Genomic DNA, 16,562 nt, shown 5'->3' on the forward strand with positions numbered 1-16,562 from the left:
GTAAACAAGATCACCGACAACACCAACGCCATCGCTGACCTCAGTAAAGAAGTCTCCGATATGAGGCAGAACAATGCCCAACTGGAACAAAAGCTTATTGCCGCTCAAACCACAAACCAGCCCCAGCAGGATGATCCAAAGGGCGGACAAGGCGGCAATGTCGGCCAACCATTCCCCAGGCCGGTCGATTCCCCACTGCGCACGGCCCTGAACAAACTGGGCACGGCGGCAAAAAGAGACGCCCGCATGCAGCTTTCCGGCGCCGGCAATGCCAGCCTGGGTGCAGCCACCCTCAGTGGTGCCAGCCAGGTGGGCAACAGCGCCCTCGCGGCCATGCGCCAGCTCGGCAATGACCCCACCCAGCGCCTGCTCGCCGGACAAAACGGCGCGCCCGGCCAGGTCTCGCTGTCGGGGCGTTCGGAAATCAAGCCCAATGAAAGTCGTGTGTGGGTAGACGCCCTGAACAACGCCAGCGCCTTCGATCAACCGGCAGGCCAGAAGGCCTTCGAACAGGACACCCGAGGCCTGGTGGTGGGCGTCGACTGGGCCCTGGACAATGAATGGCGCATGGGCCTGCTGGGCGGCAAGTCGCAATCCAAGCATAAAGCCAACCGCTTCGAAGGCGGCCTGGACAGCTGGCATGTCGGCACCTACGCCCTGCACCAGAGCGGGCCCGTGGCCCTGCGCCTCGGCGCGGTCCACAGCCAGCACTATGGCAAGACCGAACGCAACGTGGAGTTCAGCGGTTACAAGGACCGTCTCACCGGCAACTACAACGCCAACAGCCAGCAGGCCTTCGCCGAACTCGGCTACAACCTGGGCAGCGGCAGCCTGAGCGCCGAACCTTTTGCCAGCCTCGGCTACCAGCGCTACTCGCGCCAGGGCTATACGGAAAAAGGCGGTGAAGCCGCGCTGAAGGCCGATGCCCAGACCCAGAGCAACTTCAACACCACCCTGGGCCTGCGCACCGCCAGCATCAAGCACATGGACAACAAGATGAGCCTGGCCCCGCGCCTGAGCGCGGGCTGGAAACACCTGTACGGTCCGGTCGAGAGCACCAGCACCCAGTCCAATCAGGTCACCGGCGACGTCTTCAACACCAAGGGGATCACCCGGGACCGCGACACCCTGGTGGTCGAAGCCGGGCTGGATCTGAACCTGTCGGCCAGGCACTCCATCGGCGTGGCCTACAACGGTGAAGTAGGCAATAGCAGCCGGACCCATGGCGTCATGGGGCAGTGGAAGATGAGTTTTTAATCCCTTGAACCTAAGGACTTATCCCGCCTGTCGGAGGTAAAAAGGCCGACATTTATCGATTAAATACATAGATAGATTTCCGGCCCCGAATCAATCCGAGGCCGGAAATCCAATGCCCCCCACCCCTCATCGCCTAGCACTCGCGGTCACGCTGGCACTCACGACTATCGTCTTGCGCGACACACACGCCAGCCCCACGCCCTCAGCCCCTCAACAGCAGGGGAATGTCAGCCACCTGCACGCCGAGAAAGGCCATGCGGTCTTGCTGAGCGAGTCGTCAATCGGCTACACCAATCAACGTGATGGCAACATTCAAGCGATCACCGGAAGCGCCATCAAGGTCATCGGACGCGTTGAGGGACGCATCGTCAACGACGGGAAAATCAGCAGTGAACATCATGACGGCATAGACCTGGGCCCCTCCGATATCACCCTGATCAATGTCGGCACCCTCTCGGGCGGGCGTCACGGCGTCAGCACCCGACGCGCGGGAGAACTCACCAACCGCGGCCAGGTGAGCGGATTCAATGGCGCGGGATTCCATTCCACGGGCAATGGCAAGGTCACCAACTCCGCCAGCATCACCGGTGATGCACGCACCCTGGATGCCGACGGCGATGGCATACGGATCATCGGGGATGCGGAGATTTACAACGTCGGCAAGTGTCTACGCCCTGCGCCAAAGCGGCCCGCTGGCCCTGCGGCTCGGCGCGGTGTACAGCAGCCATTCCGGCAAGACCGGACGCAACGTGGCGTTCAATGGCTACCGTGATCGTTTCAAAGGCGACTACGACGCCAACAGCCAACAAGCTTTCGCCGAAGTCGGCTACAGCTTCGGTGGCGCCGACCTGCGTGTCGAACCCTTCACCGGCCTCGGTTACGAACGTTATCACCACGACCGCTTCACCGAGCGCGGCGGCGAAGCGGCCCTGGCCGTCGGCAGTCAGACCCACGGCAACCTCAGCAGCACCCTCGGCTTGCGCGCGAGTAGCGTCACCCCCTTCGACAATAAAATGAGCCTGACCCCACACCTGAGTGCTGGCTGGAAGCATCTGCATGGCGACGTTGGCAGCACGACCCAGCAGAAATTCACGGTGAACGATCGCAGCTTCAAGGTCAAAGGCGCCGCCCTGGACCGCGACAGCCTGCTGCTGGAAGCGGGCCTGGACCTGAAGCTGTCGCCCAGCCAGAACCTCGGCGTCGGCTACACCGGGGAAGTCAGCAGCAACCAGCGTAATCATGGGGTCATGGGTCAATGGAGGCTGACCTTTTAAACAAGGTTCCCGCCACCCGGCCGGGTCAGGCCGGGCCGCGGGAAGGTGTCAATCCTGCCCAGGACCAAACATCGCTCAAACAAGGACGTGTCTCGCACAGCAGGAGCCCAAGGCCCGACATCCGCCAGGGAAACGAATAATTACATTCTCATCTCAATTGAACTTGAGGTGACAAGGAATGCAATTTACTCAGCCTCGTTTAAGCATCGCCGTGACGCTCGCCCTCGGCATAACGGCGACACAACACACTCAAGCCTCCGACATCGTCAACAGGGGCATCATTTCCAATAACTCCCATGGCCTTACCAGCCAAGAGGATCTCTTGCTGTTCAATGCGGGAACAATCGTCGGTCGAGACGGGGCCGGCGTCTATGCCCAAGGCAATGGCAACGTGGACAATAAGGGACGTATCACCGGTAGTCTCGGAGAGAAGGGCAGCCCTCTCAATGACGGCATCCGCATCGGCAAGGTCGCCCGTATCTCGAACGCCGGGACCATTGAAAGCACCCACCCGCTCGGCTCAGGCCTGGTGATCGGCAACGGTAGCGTTACAAACGGCTCGTCGGCACTGATCAGCGGCAAGGGCTACGGCATTCTGGCAAAGGGCGGCGGTACGACCCATGTGACAAACTCGGGAACCATCCAGGGTGCCCGAGGCATAAAGTTCGAAGGCAACTTCAATGACGTCGTCGTCAACAGCGGTTCAATCATCGGTTCCGGAGGCGGTCCCACGATTGACCTCGGCGGTGGCGACGATGTGCTGTCCCTCCACAGCGGCTCCCGAATCGGCGGATTTATCGACGGCGGTCAAGGTTACGACCGGGTGGTTCTCAATGGCGCCGGGAGCGGAACCCTCAGAGACACCCTCAGGTTCGAAAAGCTCCATGTCGATTCAGGGACCTGGACGCTGCTCAGCCGCGGCGACTTCAGTGACGGCGCCGAGATTGCCTGGGGCGCGAAGCTGATCAACCAGGGTGCGATCACCGGGCAGACCCTGGTCAAGGGTGAGTATACCGGCCAGGGTTACACCCATAGCTTGCTGGTAAAGGGTACGTTGCGGGTCAATCGGGCATCGGGCGCTGCCAGTATCGGTCAGGACCTCACCTTGAGCCGAGGTTCGAAGTTGATCTACGGGGTCGACGCCAATGGTGGCAGCGCCACCGTCCAGGTCGGGGGAACAGCGAATTTGGGTGGGGCCACATTGCTGGTAAACGCGACGGGAGGCCGTGCGCCCGTGAACAGCCAGCACACTCTTCTGCGAGCGGGCAACGTGGAGGGTACCTTCGGCCAGGTCACCACTGACCTGGCGCTGATGACCCCGGAGGTCCGCTATGGCAAAACGGAGGTTGGACTGAGCTACCGGCGTAACGATGTCGCCCTTGAGAGTCTTGCGCAATCCGATAATGCCAAGAGCGTTGCCAGACACCTGGAACCCCTGACACGTTTTGGGAAAGTAACCACCGGGATCAAGGGCCAAGCCGTCAACCGCGAGGAATTTTTCTCGGACGGCATGAACAAATCCATCATACGAAAGCGCAGGAGCCTGGACGACGACATGGACAGCGATCTTGAGCTGGCGATGGCTGATGTCGAGGAGATGGACGATGTCCCGGCCGTGGGCGCCGCCCTGACCACCAGTAATGAAGCCACGCTGACACGCGCCTTGGAGCAACTCGCCAGCAGCCACACTGCCAACCTGGGTAACGCAACCTTGAGTGGTGCCAGCCAAGTGAGCAGCAGCATGCTCTCGGCCATGCGGCAACTGGGCGACCCCGCCAATCGACAGACCCTGAGTTCGACCGCCCTCGCCACCGGCGATTCGAGTCGTAACGGTGCCAATGGCCGACTCTGGGTCCAGGGCCTGGGCAACTCCGGAAAGTTCGAGCGCAGCCAGAGCAGCCAGGTGCTGCAGCAGAACACCTGGGGCCTTCTCCTCGGTGCCGATTGGGCGCTCGATTCGGAATGGCGCCTGGGGGTGCTGGGCGGCAAATCACAGACCCGCCTCAAGGGCACCGACTTCGGGGGTGACCTCGATAGCTGGCACCTGGGTGCTTATGCCCTGCGCCAAAGCGGCCCCCTGGCGCTGCGTCTCGGCGCGGTACACAGCATCCACGAGGGCAGAACCCGGCGCAACGTGGACTTCGCCGGCCTCAGTGATCGCCTCAAAGGCAACCACCGTGCCGACAGCCAACAAGCGTTCGCCGAACTCGGCTACAACCTGGGTAGCGGCAACCTGCACGCGGAGCCGTTCGTCAATATCGGTTATCAGCGCTACCACCACGAGGGTTTCAAGGAAAAAGGCGGTGACACGGCCCTGAACGTCAAGGCACAGACCCAGGACAATCTCAGCAGCACCTTCGGTGCCCGCCTGGCCAATCAGTACACACTGGACAGTGGCATGCGCCTGACCCCACACCTGAGCGCCGGCTGGAAACATCTGTATGGCCGCACCACCCACCAGACTGAACAGAACCTGATGGCACTGAACGACGATTCGTTCAAGATCAAAAGCAGTGCATTGGACCGCGACAGCCTGGTGCTGGAGGCCGGCCTCGACCTGAAGTTATCGCCCCGCCAGAACCTCGGCGTCGGCTACAGCGGGGAAGTCGGCGGCAACAGCCGCAAGCATGGCGTCATGGGGCAGTGGGCGCTGGCCTTTTAACCGGGCTTGGGCTGTTCGGCCAGTCGTCCGCCGTGCAAAAGGTGGCGCGAACCCGTCAGCCTGAAGTCTTGCGAAGTCGCACCACGCCCATCTGCAACCCGAAGGGTTTGAACACCGAGTTCAACGACTTGAGCGTCGGATTGCCCTCCTCGTGCTCGATATGAACAAGGGTCCGTACCGAAATCCTGCACATCCGAGCAAATTGAGTCTGGTGCAAGCCGGTGACCTCGACACGCAAGCGCCTGACCGCCGCGCCGATACCGATCACGCCCTGGGTAAGCTCGTCTTGAATGGCTTGAATCAGCAGTGCACGGACATCAAGGCTGAGGGTCATTTCAGCCCCTAAGTCCAGTTCGCATAAATCTGGAGTGTCAGTGTGTACATGGCCCAACCTGCAATTTAATGCGTCCGATGAGCAAAGATCGTCGACAGAACTGCAATATAGTACAGATCAGTCCATCTTCATTACCTCGCGAACGCAATAAAATGCATTTTTAGGCCGCCAAGTGGTTGATAGACGCAATAAAATGCAGATTTCAGACCGTTTGCCATCGCTCACGGAAGGAAGCGGCTCATCAACCGATATCGCCAACAAACACCTCATCAATCCTGGCCAGATCGCCCTCATTCAGAATGCCCGCATGGAAACGCAACTTCACCCACGCCATCAGATAATCGTAACGGGCCTTGGCCAGCTCGCTACGGGTACTGAACCGTTGTTGCTCGGCATTCAGCAGATCGAGGTTGACCCGCTCGCCCCCCAGCAAGCTCTTTTGCGTCGAATCCACCAACGACTCCGCTGAAGCCAGGGCCTTCTGATAAGCGCGTAATTTGCTCTCCCCCGACAGGCAAGCGCTGAACTGGCGACGCAACTCGATCAACGTCTCACGGGTCTTGGCCTCCAGTTCGTACTCCGTTTGCTCAAGGCTCCGACTGGCCTTGCGCACGGAGGCCGAAACGCCGCCCCCCGCAAACAACGGCACGCTCAACTCGACACCAATGCTATTGGTGCTGTTGCGCTGGTCATAAGTGCTGCTGCTATCGGACTCCGATTTGCGCAGGCTGGCGTAGGCCGTGACCTTGGGCAGGTGTCCGGCACGGCTGCGCTCCACCTCGAACCTCGCCACCTCGACCGCCTGGCGTTGAGAAGCCAGCAACGGGTTCTGGACCAGCGCCATGCGATGCCAATGATCAAAGGTCGCCGGCTCCATGGGAAAGGCCTGGAAAGTCGCGGATAGCGGCGCCAGATCATTGATGGCGATCCCTGGTTTGCCCATCAAGGCCCCCAACTCCCGCAAGGCGGCCTCCTGTTCGTCATGGGCCTCGATCTGCTGCGCCGTTGCCAGCTCAAGACGCGATTCGGCTTCGAGAATATCGGTACGCGTGCCCTCTCCCTGGTGAAACAGGTGGGTATTGCGCTGGAACTGCTGCTCAAAGGCCTTTTTTCGGGCCTGGGCAATTTCGATCTGGTCCTGGGCCAACAAGGCCCGGGTGTAGGCACTGAGTACCCGTAGCAGCAGCTCCTGGCTTTTGCTGCGAAACACCTCATCGGCAAACAGCGACTGGGCGACGCCTTTGCGATAAGCCGCATAGGCTTCGTAATCGAGCAGCGGTTGCTGCAGGGTCAGCGCCGAGGTGGCACTGCGATAGCGGCGCTGGTCATGGCTGCTGCCCGCCTCCCTGAGCTGGGTGACCCTGGATTCATTACGCCCCAGGTTGTGGCTGTAGGACAGCCGAGGCAGCAGCCCCGCCCGGCCAATGGCATCGCTTTCCCGCCCGGCATCGCGCGCCTTCATGGCCCCCTGGAACACCGGGTCATGCAGCAAAGCCGACTCATACACTTGAAAGGGTCCCAGGGCATGGCTCTCGAGGCTGGCGATCAACGCGAGCAGCGCAACAGGTATCAAAACTATTTTCATGACGGCAGACCCTCTTCCTATTCGGTCAACGAGGCGCTCACGCGATCCAGCAGCGGTTTGAACAGGTAGTTGAGGAGCGAGCGCTCCCCGGTACGGACGAACATCTCGGCCGGCATGCCGGGCTTGATCACCAGTCCATTGAGCTGTTCCAGGGAGGCTTCACTGACCGAGCTGCGTATCACGTAGTAGGGCGCGCCGGTTTTTTCGTCGAGCAACTGGTCGGCCGACACCAGGCTGACCTCGCCCGCGACACGGGGCGTCACGCTCTGATTGAACGCCGTGAACAGGATGCCCACCGGCAGGGCCGGACTGACCTTGTCCACCAGGCTGATCGGCAAGCGCCCCTCCACCTCCAGATGCTGGCCTTGAGGGACTATCTCCAGCAACGTGTCGCCGGCACGCACCACGGCGCCCTCGGTATGCACGCTCAAGTTGACGGCAATCCCTTGCGCCGGCGCGTTGACCTCGGTGTGCTGCAAGTCAAAACTCGCGGATGCCAGCTGTTGTTCCAGGGTCAGGCACTTGAGTCGCACCTCGGCCAACTCGCCACGGACTTCGGTCTGATACTGCTCGACATGCCGGGACAGCTTGAGCTGCGACTCGAGTATTTCCTGTTCGAGAAAGCCGATTTCCCCCTTGTTCCGCGCGATCTGCTGCTGAACCTGGGACAACTGGCGCTCCTGCTCCAGCAGACGATTACTCGCAATATGTCCCTCATCCGCCAGAGGGCGCAGTTTCTCCAGTTGCCGGCGCAATGATCCGGCTTGGGCATTCAGATCATTGCGGGCTTGGCGCAGGCCGGACAGTTGGGCCGTCGCCCCGTCGATGCGGGCACGGATGCCCGCCTGCTCGCGAGAAAAGGCTTCGCGCCGACTATTGAAAAGCTGCCGCTGCCCTTCCAGCACAAGCGCCAACAATGGATCGGTATCGGCCATCAACTCGTCTGGAAACTGAACTTGCGCCAGATTGTCCCGCTCGCTCTGCCAGCGGGCCTGGGTGGCCAGGGCTTGGCGGTACTGGGCCTGCAAGGATTGGACAGTGGCCGACAGTTGCGTGCGATCCAGGCGAAACAGCACCTGCCCCTTCTCGACCTTCTCTCCTTCTCTGACCAGAATCCCACTGACGGCTCCCCCGCCCAGGGACTGGACGGCCTTGCGCTTGCCGGACACCACGACCGTGCTCGGCACACTGACGCCTTGATCCAGCGGTGCCAGGGCCGCCCAGCTGAAGAAACCTCCGGCACCGAACACCACCAGTGCCCAGCCCAATCTGACGAAAAACGCGGCCCCGCGCTGCGGACACGAAGTGAGCGCAGGGTGATGTGGCGTGATGCTCTCTGAACTCATGCGCCTGTTTTCCTTGGCGATTGAATGGCAGCTTTCGAAGCCGACTCCCGGGTTCTCGATAAACTGTCGAGCACCTCCGAACGCGGACCGAAGGCCCGCACTTTCCCCTCTTCCAGCACCATCAACTGATCGGCCTGGACCAGAACGTGGGTGCGGTGGGTCACCAGAATCACCGTGCTGCCCTGGGCTTTCAGTTGGGCAATGGCCCGGGTGAGGGCCGCTTCACCCTCGGTATCAAGGTTGGAGTTCGGCTCATCGAGCACCACCAGGCGAGGCCGGTCATAGAGCACCCGGGCCAAGGCCACGCGCTGCTTCTGGCCTCCGGAAAGGCCGGCACCGGCGTCCCCCAGCAGCGAGTCATAACCCTGTGGAAGACGCAGGATCAACTCATGAACACCCGCCTGCCGGGCTGCCTCGACGACCTTGTCCGGGTTCGGCGCGCCGAAACGGGCGATATTTTCAGCCACGGAACCGCTGAACAACTCGATGTTCTGGGGCAGGTAGCCAATATGAGGACCCAGTTCGTTGCGGTCCCAGCGATGGATATCGGCACCGTCCAGCCGCACCACCCCGCCCTGGACCGGCCAGATGCCCAGCAGCACGCGAATCAGGCTCGACTTGCCCGCGCCGGAGGCCCCCAGCACCCCCAGCACTTCACCGGCCGCCAGCTGGAAACTCACTTGATGCAAGGTCGTGCGCTGCTGGCCGGGAGGCCCGGCACTCACCTGCTCGAAGGCCAGTTGCCCCTTGGGAGCGGGCAAGGCCATCGCTCCCGCCGATTCGGGAAACTCATTGAGCAGCGCGCCGAGACGCTGATAAGCCGACCTGGCGGCATTCCAGTGCCTGGAGGTGGCAATCAACTGGTCGATGGGCAGCAACACCCTTCCCATCAGGATGGAACCGGCAATCATCATCCCGGCGCTCATATCGCCAATGATCACCAGCAGCGCACCGAGCCCCAGCACCAGGGATTGCAGGCACTGGCGAAAGCCTTTGCTCAGATGGGTCATGACCGCGCCCGTGTCGCCGGCCCGGCTCTGTTGCGAAAGAAAATGGGCGTAGGGCTCGAACCAGCGTTGGCGCAACACACCCAGCATGCCCATGGCCTGAATGGTCTCGGCATTGCGCAAATGGCTGGTGGCCAGGCGACTGGCCTCTTGTGAATGGCGGCCGGCTTCAGCCAGCGGCTTCCTGGTCAGCCACTGATTGAGCAGCGCCATGCTCACCAGCAGCACAGCTCCCACACAGGCGAAGACACCCAGCCAGAAGCTGAACATAAACATCACCGCCAGGTAGATCGGAAACCAGGGCGCATCGAAAAACGCGAACAAGGCCGGGCCGGTCAGGAACTGGCGAATATGGTTCAGATCGCCGAGGGCCTGCGCGCCATGCCCGTCACCGCGGACCAGATTGCGCTCGAAAGCAGCCTGGTAGACCCGCAGGTTGAAACGCTGATCGAGATGCCCGGCGACACGGCTGACGACAAAGTTGCGAACGGTCTCCAGCAGCCCGATAAAAACGAAGAATCCCACGATCATCAACGTCAACATAACCAGCGTGGTCTGGTTTTGCGAAGTCAGGACCCGATCATAAACCTGCAGCATATAAATCGAGGGGGCCAGCATCAGCACATTGATCAAGGCGGTAAAACAGCCCACGCTGATCAGAATACTCTTATATTCCCCGAGCACTTCTATCAACGGTGCCGTAGGTGTTGTCGCCAAGGGTTTCATTGACTTCCTTGAGTAGTATTTCGCGTGCGTAAAACATCAGAAGAGCAGCGCCCAGGGCACTGCTCTTGGTGAGTTCAAACGAATAAACTGACCGGGCTATTTATAAACCGGCGAGAGGGCTATTACGCCGCCATATCCAAAATATCAGGGAGCGGGCCCTTATCAACAGGACCGTCGTAATAGCTGTCGGCAAAGTCGCTATAGGCATCAGGCTGATTGAAAACGAATTCATACTCATTAAACGCTGAGAAATTACTTTCTCCCTGGCCAGAATCTGCTTCAAGCCTGTCAAACGCGTCCCTGCCGGGGCTCTCCTCGCCAATAAACCCTCGATGTTGCGGCTGCACCTCATCTAAACCGTCTTCAGGCTTGCCAAACTCAAAATGGCTGAGGTCCTGGTCGTCTATGAGCCCCCTATGTTGCGCTGGCCTATAATTTAAAACCACGTCAAGCAGCGCCTGGATTTCCATAAGATCTCGCTGCAAATTTTCTGAAACCTTGGTAACTTTTGCGCTCCAGCCAACAAAATCAAAAGTGGCATTTGTGCTACTGAAATTAGGATTGGTAGCAGCCGGTTGCCCGCGCTCAGATACTATCCATGGCAACTTGTTCTCGAAAGGCGAGAACATCCAATCGTTTGCACCGTTGGTTTCCACTGACATAAATCACTCCATATAACGACGAGTTAATGAGCGCCCGATACCCATCAGGCGTGCTCGTCGTCTATTTAATGAAACTTATGAAGTGAGGGTTATATAAATAGATATCACCACTCTTCCATGGCAAATCCAGCGTAAAAAAAAGGGGAGCACATGCTCCCCCGAGGAAAAACGTTGGTAGTCGAAGGCCTTCGATCAGCCTTCGATCTCGATCAGGATCTCGCCCGGATTGACCCGGTCGCCCTTGGCCACATGGATGGCTGTGACCTTGCCCGCCACGGCGGCCTGCACTTCGGTTTCCATTTTCATGGCCTCGGTGATCAGTACGGCCTGGCCGGCTTTCACGGTGTCGCCTTCCTTGACCAGCACATCGACGATATTGCCCGGCATGGTGGTGCTGACATGGCCCGGCGCGCTGGCCTGCTTGCGCTTGCTGCTGCCACCGCCGACAAACTCGTTGAGCGGTTCGAACACCACTTCTTCCGGCATGCCGTCGATGGACAGGTAGAAGTGCCGCTTGCCTTCGGCCTTGACGCCGACACCAGTGATGTCCACACGGTAGGTTTCGCCGTGCACATCGATCACGAACTCGGTCGGCACGCCCTCACCGCCCGCCGAACGCACGCCACCGGCCTCGGGGATCGGCAACAACACCTCAGGAACCAGGGTGCCGGCCTCACGCTCTTCGAGGAATTTGCGCCCGATATCCGGGAACATGGCGTAAGTCAGCACGTCTTCTTCCGACTTGGCCAGGGCGCCGATCTCACCACGCAACTTGACCATTTCCGGCTTGAGCAGGTCGGCCGGGCGCACGTCGATCACTTCTTCGCTGCCGATGGCCTGGCGCCGCAGCTTCTCATTGACGACGCCCGGTGCCTTGCCATAACCGCCTTGCAGGTACAGCTTCACTTCGTTGGTGATGGTCTTGTAGCGCTCGCCGGCGAGGACGTTGAAGAACGCCTGGGTGCCGACGATCTGCGAGGTCGGGGTCACCAGCGGCGGGAAGCCGAGGTCTTCACGCACTCGCGGAATTTCCGCCAGCACTTCGCCCATGCGGTTCAAGGCGCCCTGCTCTTTCAGCTGGTTGGCGAGGTTGGAGATCATCCCGCCCGGCACCTGGTTGACCTGCACGCGGGTGTCGACGGCGGTGAATTCGCTTTCGAACTGGTGGTACTTCTTGCGCACGGCGTAGAAGTACAAACCGATTTCCTGCAGCAGTTCCAGATCCAGGCCGGTGTCGAATTCGCTGCCTTTAAGGGCCGCGACCATCGACTCGGTGCCCGGATGGCTGGTGCCCCAGGCGAAGCTGGAGATCGCGGTGTCGATATGGTCGGCACCGTTTTCCACCGCCTTGAGCTGGCACATCGCGGCCAGGCCGGCGGTGTCGTGGGAGTGGATAAATACGGGCAGCGATTGTTCGCTCTTCAGCGCCTTGACCAGTTCGCCCGTGGCGTAAGGGGTCAGCAGGCCGGCCATGTCCTTGATCGCCACCGAGTCGCAACCCATGGCTTCCATCTGCTTGGCCTGGGCCACGAATGCCTCGATGGTATGCACCGGGCTGGTGGTGTAGGCGATGGTGCCCTGGGCGTGCTTGCCCGCCGCTTTCACCGCCTCGATGGCGACCCGCAGGTTACGCACGTCGTTCATGGCGTCGAAGATGCGGAACACATCGATACCGTTGACCGCCGCCTTGGCAACGAAGGCCCGGACCACGTCGTCGCTGTAATGGCGATAGCCCAGCAGGTTCTGGCCGCGCAGGAGCATTTGCAGGCGGGTGTTGGGCAAGGCCGCGCGCAGTTGGCGCAGGCGCTCCCACGGGTCTTCTTTCAGAAAGCGCACGCAGGCGTCGAAGGTCGCGCCGCCCCAGACTTCCAGGGACCAGTAGCCGACCTTGTCGAGCTTCTCGCAGATCGGCAGCATGTCTTCGGTGCGCATGCGGGTGGCGAGCAGCGATTGGTGGGCGTCGCGCAGGATTGTGTCGGTAACGTGGATTTTTTTGGAAGAAGTCATTGGAATAGTCCTCACAGGCCTGCGTGGGCGGCGATGGCGGCGGCGATGGCCAGGGCCAGCTCTTCGGGTTTGCGCTTGATCGAGTAGTTGGTCAGTTCAGGGTGGCTTTCAACAAAGCTGGTATTGAACTGGCCGCTACGGAATTCCGGGTTACGCAGGATTTCCTGGTAATAGGCCGCGGTGGTCTTCACCCCCTGCAGGCGCATGTCGTCCAGGGCCCGCAGGCCACGGTCCATCGCTTCTTCCCAGGTCAACGCCCAGACCACCAGCTTCAGGCACATGGAGTCGTAGAACGGCGGAATGGTGTAGCCGGTGTAGATCGCCGTGTCGGTGCGCACGCCGGGACCGCCGGGTGCGTAGTAGCGGGTGATCTTGCCGAAGCTGGGCAGGAAGTTGTTCTTCGGGTCTTCGGCGTTGATCCGGAACTGCAGGGCAAAACCGCGATGGATGATGTCTTCCTGCTTGACCGACAACGGCAGGCCGGAGGCGATGCGGATCTGTTCACGGACAATGTCGATGCCGGTGATTTCTTCGGTGATGGTGTGTTCCACCTGCACCCGGGTGTTCATTTCCATGAAGTACACCTCGCCCTCGGCGAGCAGGAACTCCACGGTACCGGCGTTCTCGTAGCCCACCGCCTTGGCCGCGCGCACCGACAGGTCGCCGATATAGGCGCGCTGTTCCGGGGTCAGCTGGGGGCTGGGGGCGATTTCGATCAGCTTCTGGTTGCGGCGCTGGATCGAGCAGTCACGCTCGAACAGGTGCACCACGTTGCCGAAGCTGTCGCCAAGAATCTGCGCTTCGATGTGCTTGGGATTGACGATGCATTTTTCCAGGAAGACTTCCGCCGAACCAAAGGCCTTGGTCGCCTCGGAAATCACCCGGGGGAAGGCCTGTTCCAGTTCTTCGCGGCTGTTGCAGCGACGGATACCGCGACCGCCACCACCGGAGGTGGCCTTGAGCATCACCGGGTAACCGATACGGTCGCCTTCGGTGAGAGCTTCGGCGATGTCGGCAACGTTGCCTTCGGTGCCCGGGGTGACCGGCACGCCAGCCTTGATCATGCTGCGGCGGGCTTCGGTCTTGTCGCCCATGCGGCGGATCACTTCCGCCGACGGGCCGATGAATTTGATTCCACGTTCGGCGCAGATATCCGCCAGTTCGGCATTTTCCGACAGGAAGCCGTAACCGGGGTGCAGCGCGTCACAACCGGTTTCCACCGCCAGGTTCACCAGCTTGCGCGGGTTCAGGTAGCCGGCCAGGGGTTCGGCACCGATGCTGTGGGCCTCATCCGCGCGCTTCACATGCAGGGCATGGCGATCGGCGTCGGAATAGATCGCGACCGAGCGAATGCCCATCTCGGCGCAGGCACGCACGATTCGTACGGCAATTTCACCACGGTTGGCGATCAGGATCTTTTTTATCACTTGGAAATTCCTAAGCCGCTGGAACAAACAACCCTTGGGTGCAACCGGAAAACGGGTCGGCGCGTGACTAAATGTTTCAAGCCAGTCGCGCAGTCCACACTAGACCTACCCAGTGATAAACCAAAATCAATAATTATTGGGTCGCTCATAAGTAAAAGCTTATAGTTGAGCGATTCGCGGCTTTCATGAGTGTTTATAAAATGCGTAAGTCCTTGATGCGTATGACATTACGCCAGCTCAAGATTTTTAATGAGGTCTGCGATCTGCGTTCCTACAGCCGCGCAGCTGATGAAATGTCTCTCACACAACCGGCCGTAAGCCTACAAATTCGCCAGCTGGAAGAGCTGATCGGCCAGCCTTTATTCGACTACGTCGGCAAAAAGCTCTACATGACCGAGGCGGCTGAAGCGTTACAGCGGGCCAGCCGGGACATTTTCGGTCGGCTGGAAAACCTCGATATGCAGCTCTCGGACATGCAGGGCTCGCTGCAAGGGCAGTTGAAACTGGCGGTGGAATCCAGCGCCAAGTATTTCGTCCCGCACCTGTTTGCCGCGTTCAAGCGCCAGCATCCCGAGGTCAATCTGCACCTGACGGTGGTCAACCGCGCGCAGGCGCTGCGGCGCCTTTCGGACAACCGTGACGATCTGCTGATCATGTCGATGGTGCCCCAGGACATGGGGCTCGAATTCCTGCCGTTCCTGAACAACCCGATTGTCGCGGTGGCGCCGCCCGATCACCCGCTGTGCCACGGCGGCCCGCTGCGCTTGCAGGACCTGGAGCCGTATACGTTGTTGATCCGCGAAGCGGGATCGGGGACGCGGATCGCCTGCGAGGAGTATTTCAAGGAGAAACGCGTGCACTTCTCGCAGACGCTGGAAGTGACCTCGGGCGAAGCCCAGCGCGAGTGTGTGGTGGCGGGGCTGGGCCTGGCCCTGTTGACGCGCCATGCCCTGAGCCTGGAACTGGCGACCGGCGTGCTCCGAGAACTGCCGGTGGAAGAACTGCCGCTCTATCGCAGTTGGTGCCTGGTTCAGGCCAAGGACAAACGCCTGTCACCGGTCGCCCATGCGTTCCTGGGGTTTATTCGCAGTGAACGGTTACAAATCAGCGGGCTGGTTGAGCGCTTCGACGGTCGGATGCCGAGTCTGCCTGCCAGTAATTGAGTGCGGCGATTTCCTGTTGCAATTGGCGCAGTTCGGTGCGGTCTTCGATTGCGCGACGAAATTCCATGCGGCGCTGATCTTCCTGCTGCCGACGGGTTTTGACGCTGCTTTGCTCTTCGTGGTGCCGGGCCATTTCGAGTCTCCCAGGGTGGGTACGGGAGCTTCAAGATGGACGTCCGGCGTTACGGTTTGGCGGCAGGTGGGTGACAGACTGATGAAATCATCGGTCAGTCGTCGAGGGCCTTCACCGACTTGGGCGACAGGCGCAGGCTGCGCAAGCTGCGTTTGACGCTCTTGAGGTGGTTGACCAGGCTCGGCCCACGGGCCATGGCCACGCCCATGGCCAGCACGTCGATCACCACCAGGTGGGCGATACGCGAGGTCAGCGGGGTATAGATCTCGGTGTCTTCGTGCACGTCGATGGCCAGGTTCACCGTCGACAGCTCGGCCAGCGGGGTCTGGCTCGGGCACAGGGTGATCAGGGTCGCGCCGCTTTCACGCACCAGGTTGGCGGTGATCAGCAGGTCCTTGGAACGGCCCGACTGGGAAATGCAGATCGCCACGTCGGTAGGCTTGAGGGTCACCGCCGACATCGCCTGCATATGCGGGTCGGAATACGCCGCCGCCGTCAGCAGCAACCGGAAAAACTTGTGCTGGGCATCCGCCGCCACCGCACCGGAAGCGCCGAAACCATAGAACTCCACCCGCTGCGCCGCCGACATGGCGGTCACGGCACGTTGCAACGCGGCCGGATCGAGCTTTTCGCGCACGTCCATCAGGGTGTGCAGGGTGGTGTCGAAGATCTTCAGGCTGTAGTCCGCCACCGAATCGTCTTCGTGAATCGCGAACTGCCCGAAGCTGGCGCCGGCCGCCAGGCTCTGGGCCAGCTTCAGTTTCAGGTCCTGGAAACCCGAGCAACCGATGGCCCGGCAGAAACGCACAATGGTCGGTTCGCTGATGCCCACGCTGTGGGCCAGGTCAGCCATGGAACTGTGCATCACCGCCGCTGGATCGAGCAGGACGTGATCGGCGACCTTGAGCTCCGACTTGCGCAGCAGGTTGCGAGACTGGGCGATGTGTTGCAACAGATTCAAAGGTCTGGACTCATTGTT

General features: G+C 60.6%; 14 protein-coding genes. 5 read left to right on the top strand and 9 right to left on the bottom strand.

The annotated features are described in order from the left end of the window. The first annotated feature begins 30 nt into the window (after window positions 1–30). From M5C71_RS20705 to M5C71_RS20720, 4 genes are all read left to right on the top strand, one after another. Window positions 31–1,257 carry an autotransporter outer membrane beta-barrel domain-containing protein gene (locus tag M5C71_RS20705; protein ID WP_349294018.1) on the top strand — a complete coding sequence of 409 codons (1,227 nt, stop codon included), beginning with the start codon at window positions 31–33 and terminating at the stop codon, window positions 1,255–1,257. A gap of 112 nt (window positions 1,258–1,369) precedes the next feature. Next, window positions 1,370–2,029, top strand: a complete 660-nt coding sequence (locus tag M5C71_RS20710) for a hypothetical protein (RefSeq protein WP_248768698.1) — start codon at window positions 1,370–1,372, stop codon at window positions 2,027–2,029. Further along, window positions 1,956–2,531, top strand: a complete 576-nt coding sequence (locus M5C71_RS20715; RefSeq protein WP_247263090.1) for an autotransporter outer membrane beta-barrel domain-containing protein — start codon at window positions 1,956–1,958, stop codon at window positions 2,529–2,531. The genes M5C71_RS20710 and M5C71_RS20715 overlap by 74 nt, the downstream gene beginning before the upstream one ends. Window positions 2,532–2,709: 178 nt before the next feature. Further along, window positions 2,710–5,193, top strand: a complete 2,484-nt coding sequence (locus tag M5C71_RS20720) for an autotransporter outer membrane beta-barrel domain-containing protein (RefSeq protein WP_248768630.1) — start codon at window positions 2,710–2,712, stop codon at window positions 5,191–5,193. Between the two features lie 55 nt (window positions 5,194–5,248). Here M5C71_RS20720 and M5C71_RS20725 read toward each other — a convergent pair whose 3' ends face one another. The 7 genes from M5C71_RS20725 to M5C71_RS20755 all read right to left on the bottom strand — a co-directional run bounded on the left by M5C71_RS20725 (window position 5,249) and on the right by M5C71_RS20755 (window position 14,287). Beyond that, on the bottom strand, window positions 5,249–5,527 hold the full coding sequence (locus M5C71_RS20725; RefSeq protein ID WP_152736615.1) for a helix-turn-helix transcriptional regulator: 279 nt from the start codon (window positions 5,525–5,527) through the stop codon (window positions 5,249–5,251). Between the two features lie 241 nt (window positions 5,528–5,768). Continuing rightward, window positions 5,769–7,112, bottom strand: a complete 1,344-nt coding sequence (locus M5C71_RS20730) for a TolC family outer membrane protein (protein WP_248768631.1) — start codon at window positions 7,110–7,112, stop codon at window positions 5,769–5,771. 17 nt (window positions 7,113–7,129) lie between these two features. Continuing rightward, window positions 7,130–8,458: an HlyD family type I secretion periplasmic adaptor subunit gene (locus M5C71_RS20735; RefSeq protein ID WP_248768632.1), complete on the bottom strand. Its 1,329-nt coding sequence runs from the start codon at window positions 8,456–8,458 to the stop codon at window positions 7,130–7,132. After that, window positions 8,455–10,191 carry a type I secretion system permease/ATPase gene (locus M5C71_RS20740; RefSeq protein WP_248768633.1) on the bottom strand — a complete coding sequence of 579 codons (1,737 nt, stop codon included), beginning with the start codon at window positions 10,189–10,191 and terminating at the stop codon, window positions 8,455–8,457. The genes M5C71_RS20735 and M5C71_RS20740 overlap by 4 nt, the downstream gene beginning before the upstream one ends. Window positions 10,192–10,313: 122 nt before the next feature. After that, window positions 10,314–10,853, bottom strand: a complete 540-nt coding sequence (locus M5C71_RS20745) for a hypothetical protein (protein ID WP_103498472.1) — start codon at window positions 10,851–10,853, stop codon at window positions 10,314–10,316. Window positions 10,854–11,045: 192 nt separating this feature from the next. After that, window positions 11,046–12,860, bottom strand: coding sequence for a sodium-extruding oxaloacetate decarboxylase subunit alpha (gene oadA / locus M5C71_RS20750; RefSeq protein ID WP_103498473.1), 1,815 nt, complete (start codon window positions 12,858–12,860; stop codon window positions 11,046–11,048). Between the two features lie 11 nt (window positions 12,861–12,871). Further along, entirely contained in the window at window positions 12,872–14,287 is a 1,416-nt protein-coding gene (locus M5C71_RS20755; RefSeq protein WP_103498474.1) for an acetyl-CoA carboxylase biotin carboxylase subunit, read from the bottom strand. A 200-nt stretch (window positions 14,288–14,487) separates the two neighbouring features. Here M5C71_RS20755 and M5C71_RS20760 point away from each other — a divergent pair, with 200 nt between their 5' ends. Further along, window positions 14,488–15,450, top strand: coding sequence for a LysR family transcriptional regulator (locus M5C71_RS20760; protein WP_103498475.1), 963 nt, complete (start codon window positions 14,488–14,490; stop codon window positions 15,448–15,450). Here the strand turns inward: M5C71_RS20760 and M5C71_RS20765 are convergent. Next, the gene (locus tag M5C71_RS20765) at window positions 15,392–15,583 is read right to left on the bottom strand and encodes a hypothetical protein (protein WP_083875491.1); all 192 of its coding nucleotides are present in this window, start codon (window positions 15,581–15,583) and stop codon (window positions 15,392–15,394) included. The genes M5C71_RS20760 and M5C71_RS20765 overlap by 59 nt on opposite strands. Before the next feature lie 94 nt (window positions 15,584–15,677). Beyond that, complete coding sequence (gene hexR / locus M5C71_RS20770) at window positions 15,678–16,544, bottom strand: transcriptional regulator HexR (RefSeq protein WP_040071809.1); 867 nt, start codon at window positions 16,542–16,544, stop codon at window positions 15,678–15,680. Window positions 16,545–16,562: the final 18 nt, after the last annotated feature.

The sequence above is a fragment of the Pseudomonas sp. MWU12-2345 genome (genome assembly GCF_023242385.1).
In the GTDB taxonomy this organism is placed as follows: Bacteria; Pseudomonadota; Gammaproteobacteria; order Pseudomonadales; family Pseudomonadaceae; genus Aquipseudomonas; species Aquipseudomonas gingeri_D.